Raw genomic sequence first — 18,160 nt, 5'->3', positions numbered from 1 at the left:
GAATCATGAGGAGGAGTCACGGCCGGCGGAACGACGCGGTGTCCTGGGGCGTCCCGTCCGCCGCTGGGCCGGACCGAGCACGAGCGCGAAGACCGTACCGCCGCCGGGCCGCCTGCGCACCGTGATGTCTCCGCCGTGGGCCGCAGCGACGTCCCGCACCAGTGACAGCCCGATGCCGGTGCCGCCACCCGGGGAGCGGTACCGGACCAGCAGAGCGGGCAGGCTCTCCGGGTCCAGTCCGGGGCCCCGATCCGCCACTGTCACTGTCGTGCCGTGGACGGCGACGTCCACCTGGGCCCGCTCCAGCGGGTCGCCGGGGGTCCGCCCGTGTCGCATCGCGTTGGCGAGCAGATTGCGCACCGCTGTCCGCACCAACTCCGGGTCGGCGGTCACCACCGACGGTTCGAGCAGCGTGCTCACCGTGTGCCGGGAAGGCGGCAACTCCTCGCAGACCTGCTCGACGAGCTGGTCCAGGCGCAGGGGGACGGGACGAGACGTATGCCCGGCCTGCAGGCGGCCGCGAGTGAGGATGTTGTCGACGACATCCGTCATCCGGTCCGCGGCCCGCCGCAGACGCGGCAGGTGCGCGGGCAGCCGGTCCGGGTCGGCGTCTGCGAGGTCGATCGAGCCTCGCATGACGGCCACCGGCGTGCGCAGCTCATGTGCCGCGTCAGCGAGCAGCCGTTCCTGGGCGTCGAGTGCCTCGGCGGCGGGACGCATACTGCGCCCGGACAGCACGTGCCCCGTCACCGCCGCCAAGAGCACCAGGAGAGCGGAGCCGGACAGTACCGCCACCACCAGCCGGTGGTGTTCGGACCGCCCCTCGGCGGGGTCGCCGATCACCACCACCGCGCCCGACGTCTTCTGCGCCACGTCGTCGTAGAAGGGCACTGCCAGGAGGTACACCGGCTGACCGGCGTGGCTACGGCCTTTCGCACGCACCGTGTCGTCGCGGGTCATCGCGCTGCGCGCCACCCGGTCGATCGCGTCCGCCCCGACGTATGCGGCGGGACCGCGTGAGATGAACACCTGCTTCAGTCCGTCGCGGCGGGCCTGGAGCACGATCACCTGGGGACGGCCACTGGTCGCCTCGTCGTCGTAGAGACCGTCGAGCTGGATCCCGGCGTCGGTGTAGTACACCAGCGAAGCGGTCACCGCCGCCCGCCTGCGCATCTCCTCGTACTCGGCGGCCTGCCAGGACCGTCCGTCCGTGCGGATCACCAGCCAGGACAGGGCTCCCACTCCGGCCAGCGTGATCAATGTGTACGCCAGGGTGAGCCGCCGCTGCAGCCGGCTCAGGCGCCGACGGGCCGGAGACGGCCGTCCGTCCGTCATGACGCGTCCGCGCTGTCCGTGAGCCGGAAGCCGTGACCGCGGACGGTGCGGATCAAGGCCGGCTCGCCCAGCTTGCGCCGCAGGCCCGCCATGACCGCGTCGACGACGTTGGAGACGGGGTCGGCCATCTCGTCCCAGCAGTGCTCGATCAACGCGGTACGGGTGACCACCTCGTCCGGGTGCAGCAGAAGGTGGTGCAGGACCGCGTACTCCTTGGGCGTCGGATACAGCAGGACGCCGGCGCGACGCACCTCGCGCCTGACCTCGTCGAGCTCGATGTCGGCGTGGCGCAGCACTACGGGCAGCCGCTCCGGTGCCCGGCGGACGAGACTGCCGACGCGCAGCACGAGCTCCACCATGGCGAACGGTTTCGGCAGGTAATCGTCCGCTCCGGCATGAAAGCCGTCCACACGGTCCGCGACCTCGTTCAAGGCCGTGAGACACAGGACCGGGGTCGTCCAGCCGCGGCGGCGGCGCTCCTGGAGCGGCAGCAGCGTGTCGCCGGACGGCACGATGCGGTCGAGCACGACGCAACTGTAGGGCGCCAGATCGAGCATGACGTCCGCCTCGGGCCAGTCGGACGCGGTGTCGACGGCGTACCCGGCGTCCTCCAGGCCCGCCGAGATCACCTGCCGCAGGTCTTCCTCGTCCTCGACCAGGAGTACGCGCATGGCTTGGATCTCGTCCTTCGGCTGGAGAGGGTTGCAGGGGAGGCGGGCCGACCAGACACACCACCCGTCGGGCCGTTGATCACCGGCCGGGGAGCACCCGTCCGGCCGGACCCGACGTGTTCACCGTCCCGCGTCATGGTAAGAGGCTCGGGACCAGGCGCCCACTACGCCCCCCAGCACGATGGATGGAAGCCGTGGTGCGACGGCGTTCCAGCCCCTGGCAGTGAGCCGTGGTGCCGTGAGATCGTCCGCAGGTGACCGACGCTGCGGATGGGGCAATGACCACGAGACGGCCGGACGACCGCGTTGCGTCCGCCCTGCGCTTCGCGACGGAACTCGTCGCGTGGGTGGCCACCCCATGGGCCCTGGCCGGCCGCTCGTCGCTGCTCGCCGCCCTGTCCGTGCTGGCCCTGATCGGCCTTCCGACGTTGTTCTCCACTCCGGGAGACAAGGCCAACGTGATCATCGCGGTGCCGGGCTGGGTCACGATCTTGCTGGTGCTGCTCCAACTCGTCGCGGCCGTGGTCTTCTCCTGGCTGGCCTGGCCCTTTTGGGCGGCGGCCGCCGTGACCCTGCTGGCTGCCGCCACCCTCGTCACGGAGCGCCGGCGCTGGCGGTGGCTCGGTGCGTGCGGTCACAGGGGTATCCGGTATCGCCGGGTTGCTTGAGCAGTTCCTCCGGTGCGGGGTCTGTACCGGGCAGTCGATGTCAGCGCCGGGTGAGAGGATCACGAGGTGCCTCTGCCTCAGCCCGATGATCTGACCTCGCTGGTCCTGCGTACCGACTTCGGTGACGAGGGTGCCTGGGACGCGGTTCGAGCCGCACTCGACGCGGCTGACGAGCACCCCCATGCCACGTATGTCAGCGAACTCAGGTTCGCCGGCGTGGGGGTCCACGCCCTGGTGGCCGAGGAGGCCGCTGCAGACGAAGACGAGCAGATCGTCTACGTGTTTCTGGCCGACGCAGCCACCATGAAGGATCCGGGTCACCCGCTCCTGGCCGTGGACCTCTGGGACGAGCCCGGGCGGACGTTCAGGGTTCCCGCTCGGTGGTTTCCTGACATCTCGGCCAACCTCAGCATCGCCAACATGGACTTCGCAGAGTTCGCCGACGCGACTGATGGATCCGGAACCTTCCGCGGCTTCGACCAGAGCTGACGCTTCTCGGAGCGGGTCGGCGGGGCTTCGTAGTCGCGCGCCAGGCGTCGGTGGGTATCAGCCGGCCGAAGGTGCTCGGGGTGCTCGCCGGCCTCGGCGGTACGGCCGGGATGGCCGGCGGTGTCGTCCTCACCAAGCGCTGGGGCCGCCCCGCCGGGACCGGGCCGCTCGCCCTCGCCGCCCCCACCGCCGATCAGGCCGACGCCGGCCCACACGAGCAGACCCATCGACGTGCGCACCCACGGCGGATACCGGCGTGTGCAGTCGCGGTACGAGAACGTTCGGCGACAGGCGGCCGGTCGCGGAGCGTCATGCCTCGTGCAGTTCGGCCTGGACGCGGCGCGAGGGGCGGAAGGTGTAGAGGTCGAGGATGCCGGGCGGGTCAGTGAGGCCGGGGCCGCCGTCCTTGATCCAGGCGGTGATGTCGGCAGTGGCCTCGGGGTCGTTGACGAGGCCGAGCCAGACGGGGCGGCCGCCGTTCCTACGGCCTTCGGCGGAGGGCTGGACGACGACGACGTTGGCGCGCTCGCAGGCATCGAGGCAGTCGGTGACGCGTACGGTCGCGATGCCGTCGAGGGCCTGGCGCAGGGCGCGGAGTTGGGCGGCGTGGTCGAGGCCGGGAATCTTGGGCGTTCCGCAGCAGCAGCCGCGGCACACGGTGACGGTGGGACGTGCGGCCCCCGGGGCGGGGGCCGCACGGCGGGTGCGTTTGCTCACGCGGTGTCCTTGGTGAGGCGGGGCCAGGCGGCCTCGCGCAGCAGGCGCAGGCCGTTGAGGCCGACGATGACGGTGGAGCCCTCGTGGCCGGCGACGCCGAGGGGCAGGGGCAGGGTGCCGATCAAGTCCCAGGCGACCAGGACGGCGATGAAGGTTCCGGCGATCAGCAGATTCTGCACGACGAGGCGGCGTGCGGTGCGGGAGAGCTGAACGATCGAAGGGACGGTGGCGAGTTCGTCGCGGACGACGACGGCGTCGGCGGTCTCCAGGGCGAGGTCGGCGCCCGCCTTGCCCATCGCGATCCCGGAGTGCGCGGCGGCCAGGGCGGGGGCGTCGTTGACGCCGTCGCCGACGACCAGCACCCGGCGTCCTTGACTCTCCCATTCCTTGACGGCCGTCACTTTGTCCTGGGGCAGCAGGTGGGCGCGTACGTCGGTGATGCCGACCTCGGCGGCCAAGTGCCGGGCGGCGCGTTCGTTGTCGCCGGTCAGCAGGACGGGCGGGTGGCCGGTCAGGCGGGTGAGGGCGGCGACGGTGGCTGAGGCGTCCGGCCGCAGCCGGTCCGCGATCCCGAGCACGCCCACCGGTTGCTGGCCGCGCAGGACGACAACCGCGGTGCGTCCGGCCTCTTCCAGTTCGGCCACCACCGCCCGGTGCGGCTGGTGGGCGGGGCGGTCCAGCAGCCGGGCGGGGGCGCCGATGGTGAGGCTGTGGCCGTCGACGGTGGCGGTGACGCCTTGGCCGGGGCTGGAGGTGAAGTCCTCGGCGTGGCTCAGGGGCAGGCCGCGTTCGTGTGCGGCGGCGACGACGGCCCGGGCGAGCGGGTGCTCACTGGGGTGCTCGGCCGACGCTGCCAGGACGAGAAGCGTGTCCTGGTCCAGGCCGCTGCCGGGCAGCGGTCGCAGGTCGGTGACGCGGGGGGTGCCTTCGGTGAGGGTGCCGGTCTTGTCCAGGGCGACGGTGTCGATCTGGCCGAGGCGTTCCATGACGACGGCGGACTTGGCGAGCACACCGCGCCGGCCGGCGTTGGCGATGGCCGACAGCAGCGGCGGCATGGTGGAGAGCACGACCGCGCACGGCGAGGCGACGATCATGAAAGTCATGGCCCGCAGCAGCGCCGAGGAGAGGGTGCTGCCGAGGGCGAGCGGGACGGCGAAGACGGCGAGGGTCGCGATCACCATGCCGATCGAGTAGCGCTGCTCGATCCTCTCGATGGACAGCTGGGTGGGGGCCTTGGTCTCGGAGGCTTCCTCGACCATCTTCACGATCCGGGCGATCACCGAGTCCGAGGGGTCGCGCTCGATGCGTACGCGCAGGGCGCCGATGCCGTTGACGGTGCCGGCGAACACCTCGTCCCCGGCCTGTTTGGCGACGGGGAGGGGCTCGCCGGTGATGGTGGCCTGGTCGACGTCGCTGACCCCGTCCAGAACCCGACCGTCCGCGCCGACCCGCTCGCCGGGCCGGACCCGGATCGTGTCCCCGACCGCCAGATGCTCGGTGTCGACCGTCTCCTCGGTGCCGTCGGGCAGGATCCGGGTCGCGGTCGTGGGGGTGAGGTCGAGCAGCCCGCGCACGGAGTCGGCGGTGCGGGCGGTCGCGACGGCTTCCAGGGCGCCGGAGGTGGCGAAGATGACGATCAGCAGCGCGCCGTCGAGGGCCTGTCCGATCGCGGCAGCCCCCAGGGCGGCGACGACCATCAGCAGGTCCACGTCCAGCGTCTTCTCCTTCAGGGCCTTGCATCCCTCCCAGCCCGGCTCCCAGCCACCCGTGACGTACGTCGCGGCGAACAGGGTGCCCCACAGCCATGCCGGTCCGCCCAGCAGGTGGACCGGCAGCGCGAGCAGGAACAGCGCGAGCGCCGCGAGCGCCCACCGGGCTTCCGGCAGCGCCAGGACGCGGGTGCGGCGCCGGGGCGGGGCCGGCCGGACGGCACCGACGGGTGGTGCGGACCGCTGCTGGTCCAGGACTGAAGGCATGACAGAACAACCCTTCACGGGCAGAACGACTGCAACACCTCCACCGTACATCTGAACAGGTCTTCAAGTGTCACCGGTATGATGGGCCCATGGGCCACGGACGCGACACCACCGCCACGAGCAGCGCCAGCACCCGCGAACGCCTCGACGCGGTCGGTACCGCCGATGTCGCCGCCACCCTCCAGGCCCTGGCCACGCCCTCCCGGCTCTACATCCTGGCCCGCCTCCAGGAAGGCCCGTGCGCGGTCGGAGAACTGGCCGAAGCCGTCGGCATGGAAGCCTCCGCCTGCTCCCACCAGCTCCGGCTCCTGCGCAACCTCGGTCTGGTCACCGGCGAGCGGCAGGGCCGCTCCATCGTCTACTCGCTGTACGACAACCACGTCGCGGAGCTCCTCGACCAGGCCCTCTACCACGTCGAGCACCTGCGCTTGGGGCTGCACGACTCCCCGGCCCCCGCGACCGTCCCGGCCGCCGCCGGGCACTGAGCCACAGCGCGGCGGACCCCGCGTCAGCTCTGTTCGCCGCCTCCGTCCTCGTCGAGCCCGGCAGCGTCCGGTCGGGCGGGCTGCGGAAGAGGCGAGCGCAGCCAGCCCCACCGGGGAAGGTTGGCCGCCGGCCTCGCATACGGCGGCGATATGCCGTGCTGCCTACGCTGCTGACATGCGTGTACTGATCGTGGAGGACGAGCCGTACCTCGCCGAGGCCGTCCGGGACGGGCTGCGGCTCGAGGCGATCGCCGCCGACATCGCGGGGGACGGTCACGCCGCCCTGGAGCTGCTCGGCGTCAACTCCTACGACCTGGCCGTCCTCGACCGAGACATCCCCGGCCCCTCCGGCGACGAGGTCGCCCGTCGCATCGTCGCCTCCGGCAGCGGCATCCCGATCCTCATGCTCACCGCCGCCGACCGGATCGACGACAAGGCGTCCGGGTTCGAGCTCGGGGCCGACGACTACCTCACCAAGCCGTTCGACCTGCGGGAACTCGTCCTGCGGCTGAGGGCGCTGGACCGCCGGCGCGCGTACGCCCGGCCCCCGGTGCGCGAGATCGTCGGGCTGCGGCTCGACCCGTTCCGCCGGGAGGTCCACCGCGACGGGCGGTACGTCGCCCTGACCCGCAAGCAGTTCGCGGTGCTGGAGGTCCTCGTCGCCGCCGAGGGCGGGGTCGTCAGCGCCGAGGAACTGCTGGAACGGGCCTGGGACGAGAACGCCGACCCGCTCACCAACGCCGTACGGATCACCGTCTCGGCGCTGCGGAAGCGGCTCGGCGAGCCGTGGGTGATCGCCACGGTGCCGGGGGTCGGCTACCGCATCGACGCGGGCCCCGAGCCGGAGCCCGGCGGCGACGGCGCTGCCGGGCCCGCTCCCCGCCCCGGGCGCCGACGTGGCTAGGCGCCCGCGGCTCGGGTCCAGTGCGCGGGCGAAGCTCGCCCTCAGCTACGCCGGGTTCCTGGCCGTCGCCGGTGCCCTGCTGCTCGCCGTGGTGTGGTGGTACCTGCTGCGCTACGTCCCCGACAACGACCAGGGCCTGCTCGGGGTCTCCCCCAACCGGTACCTCCTGGTGCACACGTTCGCCCCCGCCGCGGCCGAGGCGATGGCCTTCCTCCTCGTGTTCGGCCTGGTGGGGGGCTGGTTGCTCGCCGGCCGGATGCTCGCGCCGCTGGACCGGATCACGGACGCCGCACGGTCGGCGGGGAACGGCTCCCTGTCCCACCGGATCCGCATGACGGACCGTCAGGACGAGTTCCGGGAGCTCGCCGACACGTTCGACTCGATGCTCGACCAGTTGGAGTCCCACGTGGACGAGCAGCGGCGGTTCGCCGCCAACGCCTCCCACGAGCTGCGCACCCCGCTCGCGATCTCGCGGACGCTCCTTGACGTCGCCCGCAAGGACCCCACGCGCGACCGGGAAGAGCTCATCGCACGCCTGCACGCCGTCAACACCCGGGCGATCGGCCTCACCGACGCCCTCCTGCTGCTCAGCCGCGGCGACAGCGGGACGTTCACCCGCGAACCCGTCGACCTCTCCCTGATCGCCGAGGAGGCCGCCGAGACGCTGCTGCCCCTCGCCGAACAGCGCGGCGTCACGCTCGACGTCACCGGCGGGCCGGCCCGCACCAGCGGCTCGGCCGAACTCCTGCTGCGGGTGGTGACGAACCTCGTCCAGAACGGCATCGTCCACAACCTCCCCGCCGACGGCACCGTGACGGTCCGTACGGAGACGTCCGGTGGCGCCGCCGTGCTGCGCGTGGCGAACACCGGCCGCCCGGTCCCGCCGGACCTGGTACCGACCCTGACGGAGCCCTTCCGACGGGGCACGGAACGCGTCCGCACCGACGAGCACGCCGGAGTCGGCCTCGGCCTGGCCATCGTGCGCAGCATCGTCCGCGCCCACGGCGGGACCCTCACCCTGCACCCCGGTCCCGCGGGCGGCCTGGCCGTGACGGTCCGGCTGCCGGCCACGCCGTAGCCGCCCGACGCCGACATCCGCGCCCCCGCCCACGCGCACGCCCACCGGCGGCCTGGGCCATAGGGGTTCCTCAGCCCCTTGCCGCGTCGCCGCGTGAGCGACCGGGGAAGACCCCTCACCATGACAGCGAACGGACCCGCGTTCACCCCCGACGAGCGGACCGCCCACGGGCTGGAGGGGCTGCTCCCGCCCGCCGTGGAGTCGCTCGACGAGCAGGCCCGCAGGGCGCACGCGGCATTCCTCGGCTACGACAAGCCACTCAACCGGCACATCTACCTGCGCCAGTTGCAGGACACCAACGAGGTGCTCTTCCACCGCGTGGTCACCGAGCACCTGGAGGAGATGCTGCCCGTCGTCTACACGCCGACCGTCGGCGACGCGTGCCGGCGGTTCAGCGAGATCTACCGGCGGCCGCGCGGGCTGTTCCTGTCCTACGAGGACCGGCACCGGTTCCGGGAGATCCTGGGCAACCGCCCGCACCGGGACGTGGACGTCATCGTCGTGACGGACGGCCAGCGCATCCTGGGGCTGGGCGACCAGGGGGTCGGCGGCATGGGCATCCCGATCGGCAAGCTGAGCCTGTACACCGCGATCGGCGGCATCCATCCCGCGCGGACGCTGCCGATCCTGCTGGACGCGGGCACCGACAACGAGGACCTGCTGGCCGACCCGCACTACCTGGGGCGCCGGGAGCGACGTGTCACGGGCGCCGCGTACGACGAACTGGTGGAGGCGCTGGTGTCGGCCGTGGAGGCCGAGCTGCCCGGCACGCTCCTGCAGTGGGAGGACTTCGCGACCGCCCACGCCCGCCCGATCCTCACCCGCTACCAGGACCGCCTGCTGACCTTCAACGACGACATCCAGGGCACCGCGGCCGTGGCCCTCGGGGCGCTGCTCACGGCCATCACGGTCGCGGGCACCCGGCTCACCGACCAGCGGATCGTCGTCCTCGGTGCGGGCTCAGCGGCGGTCGGCGTGGCCGACATGATCCGCACCGCGATGACGGACGAGGGCCTGTCGCCGGACGACGCCCGCGCGCGCTTCTGGTTCGTGGACGTCGACGGCCTGCTCACCGCCTCCCGTGACGGGCTCAGCGAGGAGCAGCGCGTCTACGCCCGCGGGGACGAGCGGGAGTCGTACGGGCTCGCCGAGGTGGTGCGGCGGGTGGAGCCGACCGTGCTGATCGGTCTGTCCACCGCGCACGGCGCGTTCACCGAGGAGATCGTGCGGCAGATGGCGTCCGCCTGCGAACGGCCGGTGATCTTCCCGCTGTCGAACCCGACCTCCCACGCCGAGGCCGACCCCGCCGACCTCGCCCGCTGGACGGACGGCCGGGTCCTGGTCGCGACCGGCTCGCCGTTCCCGCCGCTGGAGGTCGACGGCCACGAGGTGCCGGTGGCGCAGGCGAACAACGTGTACGTCTTCCCGGCCATCGGCCTCGCGGTGACGGCGGCCCGGGCCACCCGGGTCACCGACCGGATGATGGTCGCGGCCGCCCGCGCCGTCGGCCGGTGTGCCGCGCGCTCCGCCACGGACGGATCGCGGCCCGCGCCGTTGCTGCCGCCCCTGCGCGACATGCGGGCGGCCGCCCGGGAGATCGCCCTGGCCGCGGCCCTGGCGGCCGTCGAGGACGGGGTCGCCCCACGGGCCGGCGAGGAGGACCTGCGGGAGGCGGTCGCGCGCGCCCAGTGGTCGCCGCGGTACGACGAGCCGTCCCGCTGAGCCCTGGAGGCGCGGCGTGCCGGTGACCGGCGTGCGGCCGGGCGCACGGGGCACCCGATCACCCCTGAGGAGCGTCGCGCGGTGGTGCGCGGGGGAACGGGAGAGGCGTCGTGCGTGGTGTGGCGGTGGCCGGGTCGCGGAGGTCCGGATGACGGTGGACGTGGGGAAGGCGGTGCGGCTGGTCGCGGAGGCCGCGGCGGACGCCCCCGACGAGGAGGTCCCCCGACGGGTGTGCGCCGCCGTGTGCGACGGGCTCGGGGTGGACGGCGTCACGTTGTCGCTGCTCACCGACACCCCGTCCCGCCAGCTGCTGGCCGCGTCCGGCGACGCCGCGCTGGAGCTGGAGGACATTCAGTTCACGGTGCTGGAGGGGCCGTGCATCACGGCCGCGCGCACCGGCGAGCCGGTGGCCGTGCACGACCTGCGGGACGGCCTGACGCCCTGGCCGCTGTTCGGCGCGACCGTGCGGGAGAGACTGCCGGAGGTGCGCTCGATCTACGCCCTCCCGCTGTTCTTCGGTGACTACGTCCTCGGCTCGGTCGACCTGCTGGCGCTCCGCGCCCACGCGCTCGGCGCGGACGAACTGGAGCAGGCGTCCGCCGTGGCCGACGCGGTGACGGCCGCCCTGATGCCCGCCCGGGACCTGCTGCTCCCCGGGCAGTCGGCCCCGGCGTGGGAGCCGCGGCACACGGTCCGCGCGCGCTGGTTCGACACGGCGCGCGCGACCCGGGCGCTGGCCGACCGACGCGGCGTCAGCCGTGAGGACGCCCTCGCGCTCATGCGCGCCGAGGCCTTCCGCACGGGCCGCACGCTGGCCGACATCACCCGGGACGTCCTGCGCGGCCCGAAGGACACGGCCTAGGTCGGCCGGAGCCGACGAACGGGCCGTTCACCCGCACGGGGTGATGGTGAGCCCGGCGATGCGTCCGTCCTCGTCGAGCGTGAAGGCGTGGGCGAGGTCGACGGTGCCGCCGGGGAAGTCGCCCTCGAGGCGCTGGGTCACCGTCCAGTGCCGGTCGTCGTGCGGGACGGCGCTCAGCGGGGTGGTCGTGTAGCTGTACTCGGACGAGGTCCGCCCCAGCCACGCCCGGACCGCCTCGCGGCCGCGGTGGGTGCAGCCGTCGTCGACGACCACCGCCCCGGCCGAAGCAGTCGGCCGCCGTGGGCACGTGCTGTCCTGGTACGCGGGCGCGATGGCGGAGCTGGACGCCGTGGTCGGCGCGCCCGCGGGTCCCTCGGGCGGCCCCTACGGCAACGCGCTGTTCAGCGAGGGCCGCGGGGACGTGCTCGGGTACGTGCCGGTCGCCGCGCCGGTGCCGGACCTGGGCCGGGTCCGGGGCACCGAGCGGCCACCCGCGGAGCTGGCGGTCACCGTGCACCCGGGCGCCCACGACACCATCGACGTCACCTACGGCGAGCTGGGCAGGTGGGTCGCCGACCACGCCCTGGCCGTGGCCGGCCCGGTGCGCGAGACCTACCTGGTGGGGCCGCGCGACACCCCGGCCGCCGACCGGTGGCAACCGAGATCGGCTGGCCGGTGTTCCGGGTCGCCGACGCGGGGCCCCGCCCGGGGTGAGCCCGCTCCGGGCGACGGGGTCCGCGGGGTGCCCTACGCGACCGCCGCCTGCCGGTCGGACGACGGCCAGAGGTAGGGCAGGTCGTCGGGGGTGCCGGGGAACAGCGGCCCGTACGTCCCGGGGTCCTTGCGCACCAGCGCGGACCGGTGGCTGAGGTGGAACGCCTCGTCGCCGAGCCAGGGCGGCAGCTCCCCGGCCTCGGCGAGGGCTGGCTGGTCGCGGACGGAGGCGTGCGGGCGGCCCGCCGCGTACCCGGCGACCAGCGAGGCGGCGCAGCTGTCCTGGTGGCCCAGCTCCCGCCACACCCGGCAGACCTCCAGGCCGTAGCGGACCAGGGCCTCCTCGTAGCCGTGCCACATCCGCACGGCCGGGTGTCTGCGCCAGCCGTACCCGGGGACGGTCAGGCCGCGCAGCACCTGGAGCGCCTCCACCCGCTGTTTGCCCAGGCGGCGGCGGTCCAGGAGTTCCGCGCTGCGGCGGAAGTCCGGGTCGGGGAGGAAGGTCTGCATGCCGGGTGTCCTCGGCGGTTCACTTCTTGTGCAGGGCCGACGGCTTGTGCACCGCCGACTTGCCCGACTTCTCGCTGCGGACCTCGTACTGGGGGTCGTCCGGGGAGGCGTCGACGGTGCGTCCGGCGGCCTTCGTGCGCTCGGTGATCTCGCGCTCGACCGTGCCTTCGGCGGTGGAGTCGTGGCTCTTCCAGGTCACCTCGTCGCCCTTGTCCAGGTCCGCCTGGGACTTGTCGCTCTGCGTCTTCTTGTCGGTCATGGCCGTTCCTTTCCTGGGCCCCCCTTGGTCTGTCCCCGGTTCAGCGCGCGCGTCCTTCCGCGAGGCGGTCGGCCTCGCCCCCGGCGCCCAGCAGGCCCGTGGGCTGCAGTGACCCCTCGGCCTCCAGGCGCGACAGGTCCCGGCGGGCCGCGCGCAGGACCACCGGCGGCAGGGCGGCCCGTACGGGCTGTACGAGGCGCAGCCAGGCCGGCGCGTACACCGCCGTGCGGCGGCGCTCCAGGCCGTCGACGATCCGGGAGGCGATCCGGCCGGCGCCGTAGACGTGCCGGGCGGGGCCCGGCATGTGGCCGCGCAGTTCGCGCAGCACGGTGTACCGGTCGGCGTCGCGGATCATGTCGGTGTCGGTCCAGTTGAGGTAGGCGATGCCCACGGCGACACCGCGGCTCGCCACTTCGGCGCGCAGGGAGTGGCTGAAGGCCTCGACGCCCGCCTTGGACGCGCAGTAGGCGCTCATCAGGGGTGCGGCGCCGAGGGACGCGAGGGACGCGATCTGCAGGTAGTAGCCGGCGGTCGCCTCCAGGTCGGGGAGGAAGGCCCGGGCGGTCTGGGCGCTGCCGGTGAGGTTGACGTCGATCACCCGGCGCCATTCGGCCGGGTCGGTCGCGGTGAAGGGGCCCCCGTCCGCGACGCCGGCGTTGGCGACGACGGCGGAGGGCGGTCCGAGGGTGCGGCGGGTGCGGTCGGCGGCCTCCCGCAGCGCGGGCAGGTCGGTCACGTCGGTCTCGAGCGCGAGCGCCGGGGTGGGCAGCCGTGTGGCCAGCTCGTCCAGCAGGTCCTTCTCGTGCCCGAGGAGCGCCACGCGGGCCCCGCGGCCGGCGATCTCGTACGCGAGGGCCGCGCCGAGGCCGCGGGCCGCTCCGGTCACCACGACGGTCCGGTTCTTCAGGGGACTGGTACGCACGGGTTCGGCCCTCCTGCGGTTCAGGCGTCGGTGGCCGGCGGGCGCGCCGTGTGGTCGGGGTGGCCTTCGGTGCGGCGGTCCTCCTTCATCTCCGCCTCGTACAGGTGGTCGCGTCCGTCGGCCAGCTCGGCCACCGCGGCGCGTTCCAGCTGCCGGAAGGGGTCGTAGTACGTGTCGTTGTAGGCCTCGACGATCTGGAACGTCCAGTGGCCCGGGATGACGTTGCGGCCGAGGACCTCGGTCTCGACCTTGTCCGCCCAGCCGGTGTGCCCGGCCTCCCGCAGCAGCCGCACCGCGCGGTCGAGTTCCAGGTCGGCGGTGCCGGTCAGCTGGTGGAAGCCGTAGAGGTGGCCGCGGGCCCGCTCGACGGTCTCCAGTGCCTTCGACAGCGATCCGAGGGCCTCGACGGTCTTGTCGTCGACGCCCGCGGGGCGGCGGTGCCGGGCGTCGGGGCCGTCGTGGTGGTGGTTCATGGGTCTCCCTCGGTGTGCGGCGGGGCGTGGCCCGTGGGGCGCGGCGGGTGGGCGTTCATCTGGGTGTTCCCTTTCCTGTGCGGTTTCGGATGCGCCCGGGAGCGTGAACGTGGGCTCCGCGGGGTGCGGCGGGAGGGGTCAGCGTTTGCGTCCGGTGCGGTCCCGGCGGGTGAGGAGGCGCTGGGCCCCGGCGAGGACGGGCAGGCGGGCGGTGCGCAGGGCGGCACGGGCCGCGTTGGCGCCGGGGGCGCCGTGCACGCCGCCGCCCGGGTGGGCGCCGGCCGAGGCGAGGTAGAGACCGGGCACCGGGGTCTCCGGGCGCCCGGTGCCGGGGACGGGCCGGAAGAAGAGCTGCTGGTGCAGGGCGGTCGTGCCGCCGTTGATGGCACCGGCCACCAGGTTGGCGTCGAGCGACTCCAGGGTGGGCGGGGCGAGGACCCTGCGGGCCCGCACGCGTGCGCGGAACCCGGGCGCGAAGCGCTCCACCTGCCGTTCCACGCGGTCGGCCATGCGTTCCTGGTCGTCCGGGCCCCAGGCGCCGGTGATGCCCTCGTCCCCCGCGTCCTCGCGGATCTCCCGCGGCACGTGGGTGTACGCCCAGGCCGACTCGGTGCCCGCCGGGGAGCGGCTCGGGTCGGAAGTCGTCATCTGGCCGAACAGGCTGAAGGGCCGGTCGGGCACCTGGTGCATGGCGATCTGCGCGGCGAAGCGGGTCAGCTCGTCCACGCCGTCGGCGAGGTGGACGGTCCCGGCCCGGCTCGCCTGCTCGGCCCGCCACGGCACGGGGCCGTCCAGGGCCCAGTCCACCTTGAAGGTGGCGAAGTCCCACTGGAAGCGCCGCACGTCGTCCATGACCTGGCCGGGGAGGTGCTCGGGGCCGACGAGCTCCCCGTACAGGGCGGGTACGGCCACGTCGGCGAGCACGGCGCGGCCGGCGGGCACGGACGCCCCGGCGGAGGTCCGCACGCCCACGGCGCGTCCCCCGCGCACGATGACGCGCTCCACGCGCTCCCCGCACCGCAGTTCTCCGCCGTGCGCGCGCAGCCGCCGCACCAGGGCGTCGGTGAGGGCGCCGGACCCGCCGACGGGGACGGGGAAGCCGTAGGTCTGTCCGAGCATCGACATCAGCCAGCCGAAGCCGCCGCTGCCGGCCGCCTCGGGGGCGAGGTCGGCGTGCAGGGCGTTGCCCGCGAGCAGCAGCCGTCCGCCTTCGCCGGTGAACTCCTCCTCCCCCAGCCGGCGCACCGGCAGCACGAGGGACCGGGCGGCGCGCAGACCGCCGGCCGCCCGCAGCTTGCGCAGCAGCCGGGCCCCCGCCTTGACCGGCGGGAACGGGGTCATGAGGGCGTCCAGCACGTCCTGGTGCAGGGTGTCCCACAGGCGGCACAGGCGTCGCCAGCCCTCGCCGTCCCCGGGGGCGAACGCCTCCAGGGAGTCGGCGGTGACGTCGATCCGCCGGTCCAGCACGGCGCACCGCCCGTCGGTCAGCGGGTGGGCCAGCACGTGCGGGGCGTGGCTCCAGCGCAGGCCGTGGTCCTCCAGGTGCAGGGAGGCCAGGACGGGCGAGGCGGCGGCCAGCGGGTAGAAGGAGCTGAAGAGGTCGTTGACGTAGTCGGGGTGGACGCCCCGGTCGTGGCGGACCGCGCCACCCGGTTCCGGCTGTTCCTCCAGGACGACCACGCTCCAGCCGGCGCCCGCGAGGAGGTTGGCGGCGACGAGCCCGTTGGGGCCCGCGCCGATGACCACGGCGTCAGGCATGGCCGGGGTTCTCCTGCACGCCGAGGCCGCGGGCGGCCGGCTCGTGGCTCTTTTCGGCCTGCTCCTCGCAGCAGTGGGCGAGCCGGGCCAGCATGGTGCGGTGGCGGAGCTGGATCACTGCCTCCGCGCCGAAGTTGTGCAGCGCGCCCCCTGCGCCCTGCAGCGGATGTTCGTCCGCGATGACCAGGCAGTACTCGCCCCACTCGCGCAGCTCGATCGAGAAGCGGGCGGTGCCGAGGGGGCCGGCCAGGATCTCCAGTTCGAGCTGGCGGCCCTCGTCGCAGCGGCGCACGATCGTCTCGTTGCTGAGCCGCCACGGCCCGATCGGCACCTCGTACTCGATCGAGGCGCCCTTCTCGGGCCACTGGCCCCGGCTCGGGCGCGAGGCGCCGGTGCCCACGACCCAGTCTGCGTACCTGTTGCCGTCGGCGATCACGTCCCACACCACGGACGGGTCGGTCTTGATCAGACGGTGACGAACCGCCATGCGCACCTCCGAGCACACTTCACGGACGGGCCCCCCGGGTGCCCGGGAAGCGGCGGCTCCAACCGTCGTCCCCCACGTCCGGCCGACCGGGTGCCGGGGCGGGGCCCGGGTCCGGGCGAACGCGTTCGTTACGATCCGCCCATGGATGCGAAGCGAGACCCGATCAGCCGCCGCGAACGCCCCGCCAAACCGGCCCTGACCCGCGCGGGGATCGTCGGCACGGCCCTGCGCATCCTGCGCGCCGAGGGGCTGGCGAAGGTGACCATGCGCCGTCTCGCCCAGGAGCTGGACACGGGGCCCGCCTCGCTGTACGTCTACGTGGCCAACACCGCGGAACTGCACGCCGCCGTGCTGGACGCGCTGCTCGGGGAGGTCGACCTGACCGGCGGTGACGTGCAGGCGGACTGGCGGGAGCAGCTCCTCGCGGTGCTCAAGTCGTACACCGACGTCCTGTTCCGGCACCCGCAACTGGCCCGCTCGGCGCTGGTGGCGCGGCCCAGCGGGGAGAACTACCTCGCCCTGGTGGAGCGCGTCCTCGACCTGCTGTCCCGCGGTGGTGCCGCCCCGGACCAGGTCGCCTGGGGCCTCGACCTGCTGCTCCAGCACGCCACGGCCGTCGCCGCGGAACACGCCACCCAGGAGGACTCGCCCGCCTCGCAGGACGACTGGAACGCTTTGTCGCGTGCGGTGCACGGGGTGGACGAATCCACCCACCCCATGATCAGGGCTCATCTCCCCGCGCTGCTCGCGGGCCCGGTGGACCACCGGCTGACCTGGGGCTTCGACGTCCTGATCAACGGCATCGCCGGGACACCGCTCCCCCGTCGGACCGACTGACGGGGCGCGACCCGCGGTGCATGACGGGGACCCTCACGCATGCGACGAACTTGTTCGTCACGAACATGTTCGTTAGCCTCTGGGTGTCAGCACGTCCCGCGTCCCGCCAGGAGGCACCAGATGAGCACCCACCATCCCGTCGCGGTCATCGGCGCCGGCCTCGGCGGTCTCACCGCCGCCCGCGTCCTGCACGTGCACGGCGTCGAGGCGGCCGTCTTCGAAGCGGAGGCGTCGGCCTCGGCCCGCACCCAGGGCGGCATGCTCGACATCCACGAGGACAGCGGCCAGGAAGCCCTGCGCGCCGCCGGGCTCTACGAGGAGTTCCGCCGGATCGTCCACCCGGGCGGCCAGGCGCTGCGCCTGCTCGGCCCGGACGGCACCGTGCACGTCGCCGAGGAGGACGACCCCACGGGCGGGCGGCCCGAGGTGGACCGGGGAGAGCTGCGCGACCTGCTGCTCGCCTCCCTGCCCGAGGGCACGGTCCAGTGGGGCCGGAAGGTCACCGGCGCGCGGCCCCTGGGCGACGGCCGCCACGAGGTGACCTTCGCCGACGGCTCCGCCCTCACCACCGACCTGCTCATCGGGGCGGACGGCGCCTGGTCGCGGATCAGGCCCCTGGTGTCCGACGCCCGGCCCGCGTACACCGGTGTCTCCTTCGTCGAGACCGACCTCCTGGACGCCGTGACCCGGCACCCGCGCAGCGCGGCCCTGGTCGGCGGCGGGTTCTTCCTCTGCCTGGGTGAGCGCCGGGGCTTCCTCGCCCACCGGGAGGCCGACGGCAGCCTGCACGTCTACACCGCCCTGCGCGTCGACGAGGGCTGGCTGGACACCGTCGACTTTGGTGACGCCGCCGCCGCGAAGGCCGCGGTCCTCGCGCACTTCGACGGGTGGGACGAGGGTCTGCGCGGCCTGGTCGCCGACGCCGACGGCGCGCTCGTCCCGCGGCGCATCCACGCCCTGCCGGTCGGGCACCGCTGGGACCGCGTCCCGGGCGTGACCCTGCTCGGTGACGCGGCCCACCTGATGTCCCCGTTCGCCGGCGAGGGCGCCAACCTGGCGATGCTGGACGGCGCCGAGCTCGCCGGGGCCGTCGCCGCCCACCCGGGCGACCCGGAGGCGGCCCTCGCCGCGTACGAGGAGGCGCTGTTCCCGCGCAGCGAGGCGTCCGCCGCCGCGTCCGCCGCGAGTCTGGAGACGATGTTCGGCGAGCAGGGGCTGGAGCGGACGACCGAGTTCTTCACGTCCGTGCGGGGCGGTGCGTGACGGCGGCTCCGCCCCGCCCGACGGCGACGC

Annotated in this window: 21 protein-coding genes and 1 pseudogene; 11 read left to right on the top strand and 11 right to left on the bottom strand. The window is 73.9% G+C overall.

From position 1 onward, the window contains the following. Window positions 1–3: 3 nt before the first annotated feature. Window positions 4–1,335: a sensor histidine kinase gene (locus E4U92_RS19190; protein ID WP_137301659.1), complete on the bottom strand. Its 1,332-nt coding sequence runs from the start codon at window positions 1,333–1,335 to the stop codon at window positions 4–6. After that, the gene (locus tag E4U92_RS19185; RefSeq protein ID WP_137301658.1) at window positions 1,332–2,006 is read right to left on the bottom strand and encodes a response regulator transcription factor; all 675 of its coding nucleotides are present in this window, start codon (window positions 2,004–2,006) and stop codon (window positions 1,332–1,334) included. The genes E4U92_RS19190 and E4U92_RS19185 overlap by 4 nt, the downstream gene beginning before the upstream one ends. 278 nt (window positions 2,007–2,284) lie before the next feature. On the opposite strand from E4U92_RS19185, the gene E4U92_RS19180 reads away from it, so the two are divergent. From E4U92_RS19180 to E4U92_RS36675, 3 genes and pseudogenes are all read left to right on the top strand, one after another. Then, window positions 2,285–2,674, top strand: a complete 390-nt coding sequence (locus E4U92_RS19180; RefSeq protein WP_137301727.1) for a hypothetical protein — start codon at window positions 2,285–2,287, stop codon at window positions 2,672–2,674. A 66-nt stretch (window positions 2,675–2,740) separates the two neighbouring features. Further along, window positions 2,741–3,163 (top strand): DUF6924 domain-containing protein, encoded by a 423-nt coding sequence (locus E4U92_RS19175; RefSeq protein WP_137301657.1) that lies wholly within the window; start codon window positions 2,741–2,743, stop codon window positions 3,161–3,163. A gap of 74 nt (window positions 3,164–3,237) precedes the next feature. Then, window positions 3,238–3,342, top strand: a pseudogene (locus E4U92_RS36675) (EamA family transporter); the annotation flags it as partial. A 130-nt stretch (window positions 3,343–3,472) separates the two neighbouring features. On the opposite strand, the gene E4U92_RS19165 reads toward E4U92_RS36675, so the two are convergent. Both E4U92_RS19165 and E4U92_RS19160 read right to left on the bottom strand, forming a co-directional pair. Further along, on the bottom strand, window positions 3,473–3,880 hold the full coding sequence (locus tag E4U92_RS19165) for a (2Fe-2S) ferredoxin domain-containing protein (RefSeq protein WP_137301656.1): 408 nt from the start codon (window positions 3,878–3,880) through the stop codon (window positions 3,473–3,475). Then, the gene (locus E4U92_RS19160) at window positions 3,877–5,856 is read right to left on the bottom strand and encodes a heavy metal translocating P-type ATPase (protein WP_174863938.1); all 1,980 of its coding nucleotides are present in this window, start codon (window positions 5,854–5,856) and stop codon (window positions 3,877–3,879) included. The genes E4U92_RS19165 and E4U92_RS19160 overlap by 4 nt, the downstream gene beginning before the upstream one ends. 89 nt (window positions 5,857–5,945) lie before the next feature. On the opposite strand from E4U92_RS19160, the gene E4U92_RS19155 reads away from it, so the two are divergent. The 5 genes from E4U92_RS19155 (at window position 5,946) to E4U92_RS19135 (ending at window position 10,907) form a co-directional block, all read left to right on the top strand. After that, on the top strand, window positions 5,946–6,341 hold the full coding sequence (locus tag E4U92_RS19155; RefSeq protein WP_137301655.1) for an ArsR/SmtB family transcription factor: 396 nt from the start codon (window positions 5,946–5,948) through the stop codon (window positions 6,339–6,341). A gap of 175 nt (window positions 6,342–6,516) precedes the next feature. Continuing rightward, window positions 6,517–7,245, top strand: coding sequence for a response regulator transcription factor (locus tag E4U92_RS19150; protein WP_137301654.1), 729 nt, complete (start codon window positions 6,517–6,519; stop codon window positions 7,243–7,245). Next, window positions 7,238–8,323: a sensor histidine kinase gene (locus E4U92_RS19145; protein ID WP_137301653.1), complete on the top strand. Its 1,086-nt coding sequence runs from the start codon at window positions 7,238–7,240 to the stop codon at window positions 8,321–8,323. Before E4U92_RS19150 ends, E4U92_RS19145 begins: the two co-directional genes overlap by 8 nt. A gap of 120 nt (window positions 8,324–8,443) precedes the next feature. Then, window positions 8,444–10,045, top strand: coding sequence for an NAD-dependent malic enzyme (locus E4U92_RS19140; protein ID WP_137301652.1), 1,602 nt, complete (start codon window positions 8,444–8,446; stop codon window positions 10,043–10,045). Window positions 10,046–10,193: 148 nt separating this feature from the next. Beyond that, window positions 10,194–10,907 (top strand): GAF domain-containing protein, encoded by a 714-nt coding sequence (locus E4U92_RS19135; RefSeq protein ID WP_137301651.1) that lies wholly within the window; start codon window positions 10,194–10,196, stop codon window positions 10,905–10,907. A 27-nt stretch (window positions 10,908–10,934) separates the two neighbouring features. Here the strand turns inward: E4U92_RS19135 and E4U92_RS19130 are convergent, their stop codons facing one another. Next, the gene (locus E4U92_RS19130) at window positions 10,935–11,180 is read right to left on the bottom strand and encodes a nuclear transport factor 2 family protein (RefSeq protein WP_137301650.1); all 246 of its coding nucleotides are present in this window, start codon (window positions 11,178–11,180) and stop codon (window positions 10,935–10,937) included. Between the two features lie 58 nt (window positions 11,181–11,238). On the opposite strand from E4U92_RS19130, the gene E4U92_RS19125 reads away from it, so the two are divergent. Further along, on the top strand, window positions 11,239–11,697 hold the full coding sequence (locus E4U92_RS19125; RefSeq protein WP_206666475.1) for a GyrI-like domain-containing protein: 459 nt from the start codon (window positions 11,239–11,241) through the stop codon (window positions 11,695–11,697). Here the strand turns inward: E4U92_RS19125 and E4U92_RS19120 are convergent. The 6 genes from E4U92_RS19120 to E4U92_RS19095 all read right to left on the bottom strand — a co-directional run bounded on the left by E4U92_RS19120 (window position 11,655) and on the right by E4U92_RS19095 (window position 16,030). Beyond that, window positions 11,655–12,131 carry an MSMEG_6728 family protein gene (locus tag E4U92_RS19120; RefSeq protein WP_137301649.1) on the bottom strand — a complete coding sequence of 159 codons (477 nt, stop codon included), beginning with the start codon at window positions 12,129–12,131 and terminating at the stop codon, window positions 11,655–11,657. The genes E4U92_RS19125 and E4U92_RS19120 overlap by 43 nt on opposite strands. A 19-nt stretch (window positions 12,132–12,150) precedes the next feature. After that, entirely contained in the window at window positions 12,151–12,390 is a 240-nt protein-coding gene (locus tag E4U92_RS19115; RefSeq protein ID WP_137301648.1) for a hypervirulence associated TUDOR domain-containing protein, read from the bottom strand. 40 nt (window positions 12,391–12,430) lie between these two features. Continuing rightward, on the bottom strand, window positions 12,431–13,312 hold the full coding sequence (locus tag E4U92_RS19110; RefSeq protein ID WP_137301647.1) for an SDR family oxidoreductase: 882 nt from the start codon (window positions 13,310–13,312) through the stop codon (window positions 12,431–12,433). Window positions 13,313–13,332: 20 nt separating this feature from the next. Beyond that, on the bottom strand, window positions 13,333–13,785 hold the full coding sequence (locus tag E4U92_RS19105; RefSeq protein WP_137301646.1) for a hypothetical protein: 453 nt from the start codon (window positions 13,783–13,785) through the stop codon (window positions 13,333–13,335). Window positions 13,786–13,923: 138 nt separating this feature from the next. Next, entirely contained in the window at window positions 13,924–15,543 is a 1,620-nt protein-coding gene (locus tag E4U92_RS19100) for a phytoene desaturase family protein (RefSeq protein WP_137301645.1), read from the bottom strand. Continuing rightward, window positions 15,536–16,030 (bottom strand): SRPBCC family protein, encoded by a 495-nt coding sequence (locus tag E4U92_RS19095; protein WP_137301644.1) that lies wholly within the window; start codon window positions 16,028–16,030, stop codon window positions 15,536–15,538. Before E4U92_RS19095 ends, E4U92_RS19100 begins: the two co-directional genes overlap by 8 nt. Before the next feature lie 141 nt (window positions 16,031–16,171). Between E4U92_RS19095 and E4U92_RS19090 the strand changes: the two genes are divergently transcribed. Both E4U92_RS19090 and E4U92_RS19085 read left to right on the top strand, forming a co-directional pair. Beyond that, window positions 16,172–16,867: a TetR/AcrR family transcriptional regulator gene (locus E4U92_RS19090; RefSeq protein WP_137301643.1), complete on the top strand. Its 696-nt coding sequence runs from the start codon at window positions 16,172–16,174 to the stop codon at window positions 16,865–16,867. 120 nt (window positions 16,868–16,987) lie between these two features. Next, a complete protein-coding gene (locus E4U92_RS19085) occupies window positions 16,988–18,130 on the top strand; it encodes an FAD-dependent oxidoreductase (protein ID WP_137301642.1) in 1,143 nt (380 codons plus the stop codon). The last annotated feature ends 30 nt before the right edge of the window (window positions 18,131–18,160 follow it).

The sequence above is a fragment of the Streptomyces galbus genome (genome assembly GCF_005280195.1).
GTDB classification, from domain to species: domain Bacteria; phylum Actinomycetota; class Actinomycetes; order Streptomycetales; family Streptomycetaceae; genus Streptomyces; species Streptomyces galbus.
The sequence above is the reverse complement of the archived record's forward strand: the minus strand, read 5'-3'. Positions and strand labels throughout refer to the sequence as shown.

Excerpts from the sequence above, each read along its gene's own strand:
- E4U92_RS19150 (WP_137301654.1), top strand. The coding sequence starts at position 6,517 with ATGCGTGTACTGATCGTGGAGGACGAGCCGTACCTCGCCGAGGCCGTC.
- E4U92_RS19140 (WP_137301652.1), top strand. The coding sequence starts at position 8,444 with ATGACAGCGAACGGACCCGCGTTCACCCCCGACGAGCGGACCGCCCAC.
- E4U92_RS19115 (WP_137301648.1), bottom strand. The coding sequence starts at position 12,390 with ATGACCGACAAGAAGACGCAGAGCGACAAGTCCCAGGCGGACCTGGAC.
- E4U92_RS19105 (WP_137301646.1), bottom strand. The coding sequence starts at position 13,785 with ATGAACCACCACCACGACGGCCCCGACGCCCGGCACCGCCGCCCCGCG.
- E4U92_RS19120 (WP_137301649.1), bottom strand. The coding sequence starts at position 12,131 with ATGCAGACCTTCCTCCCCGACCCGGACTTCCGCCGCAGCGCGGAACTC.
- E4U92_RS19180 (WP_137301727.1), top strand. The coding sequence starts at position 2,285 with ATGACCACGAGACGGCCGGACGACCGCGTTGCGTCCGCCCTGCGCTTC.
- E4U92_RS19160 (WP_174863938.1), bottom strand. The coding sequence starts at position 5,856 with ATGCCTTCAGTCCTGGACCAGCAGCGGTCCGCACCACCCGTCGGTGCC.
- E4U92_RS19125 (WP_206666475.1), top strand. The coding sequence starts at position 11,239 with ATGGCGGAGCTGGACGCCGTGGTCGGCGCGCCCGCGGGTCCCTCGGGC.
- E4U92_RS19095 (WP_137301644.1), bottom strand. The coding sequence starts at position 16,030 with ATGGCGGTTCGTCACCGTCTGATCAAGACCGACCCGTCCGTGGTGTGG.
- E4U92_RS19090 (WP_137301643.1), top strand. The coding sequence starts at position 16,172 with ATGGATGCGAAGCGAGACCCGATCAGCCGCCGCGAACGCCCCGCCAAA.
- E4U92_RS19085 (WP_137301642.1), top strand. The coding sequence starts at position 16,988 with ATGAGCACCCACCATCCCGTCGCGGTCATCGGCGCCGGCCTCGGCGGT.
- E4U92_RS19190 (WP_137301659.1), bottom strand. The coding sequence starts at position 1,335 with ATGACGGACGGACGGCCGTCTCCGGCCCGTCGGCGCCTGAGCCGGCTG.
- E4U92_RS19185 (WP_137301658.1), bottom strand. The coding sequence starts at position 2,006 with ATGCGCGTACTCCTGGTCGAGGACGAGGAAGACCTGCGGCAGGTGATC.
- E4U92_RS19155 (WP_137301655.1), top strand. The coding sequence starts at position 5,946 with ATGGGCCACGGACGCGACACCACCGCCACGAGCAGCGCCAGCACCCGC.
- E4U92_RS19100 (WP_137301645.1), bottom strand. The coding sequence starts at position 15,543 with ATGCCTGACGCCGTGGTCATCGGCGCGGGCCCCAACGGGCTCGTCGCC.
- E4U92_RS19135 (WP_137301651.1), top strand. The coding sequence starts at position 10,194 with ATGACGGTGGACGTGGGGAAGGCGGTGCGGCTGGTCGCGGAGGCCGCG.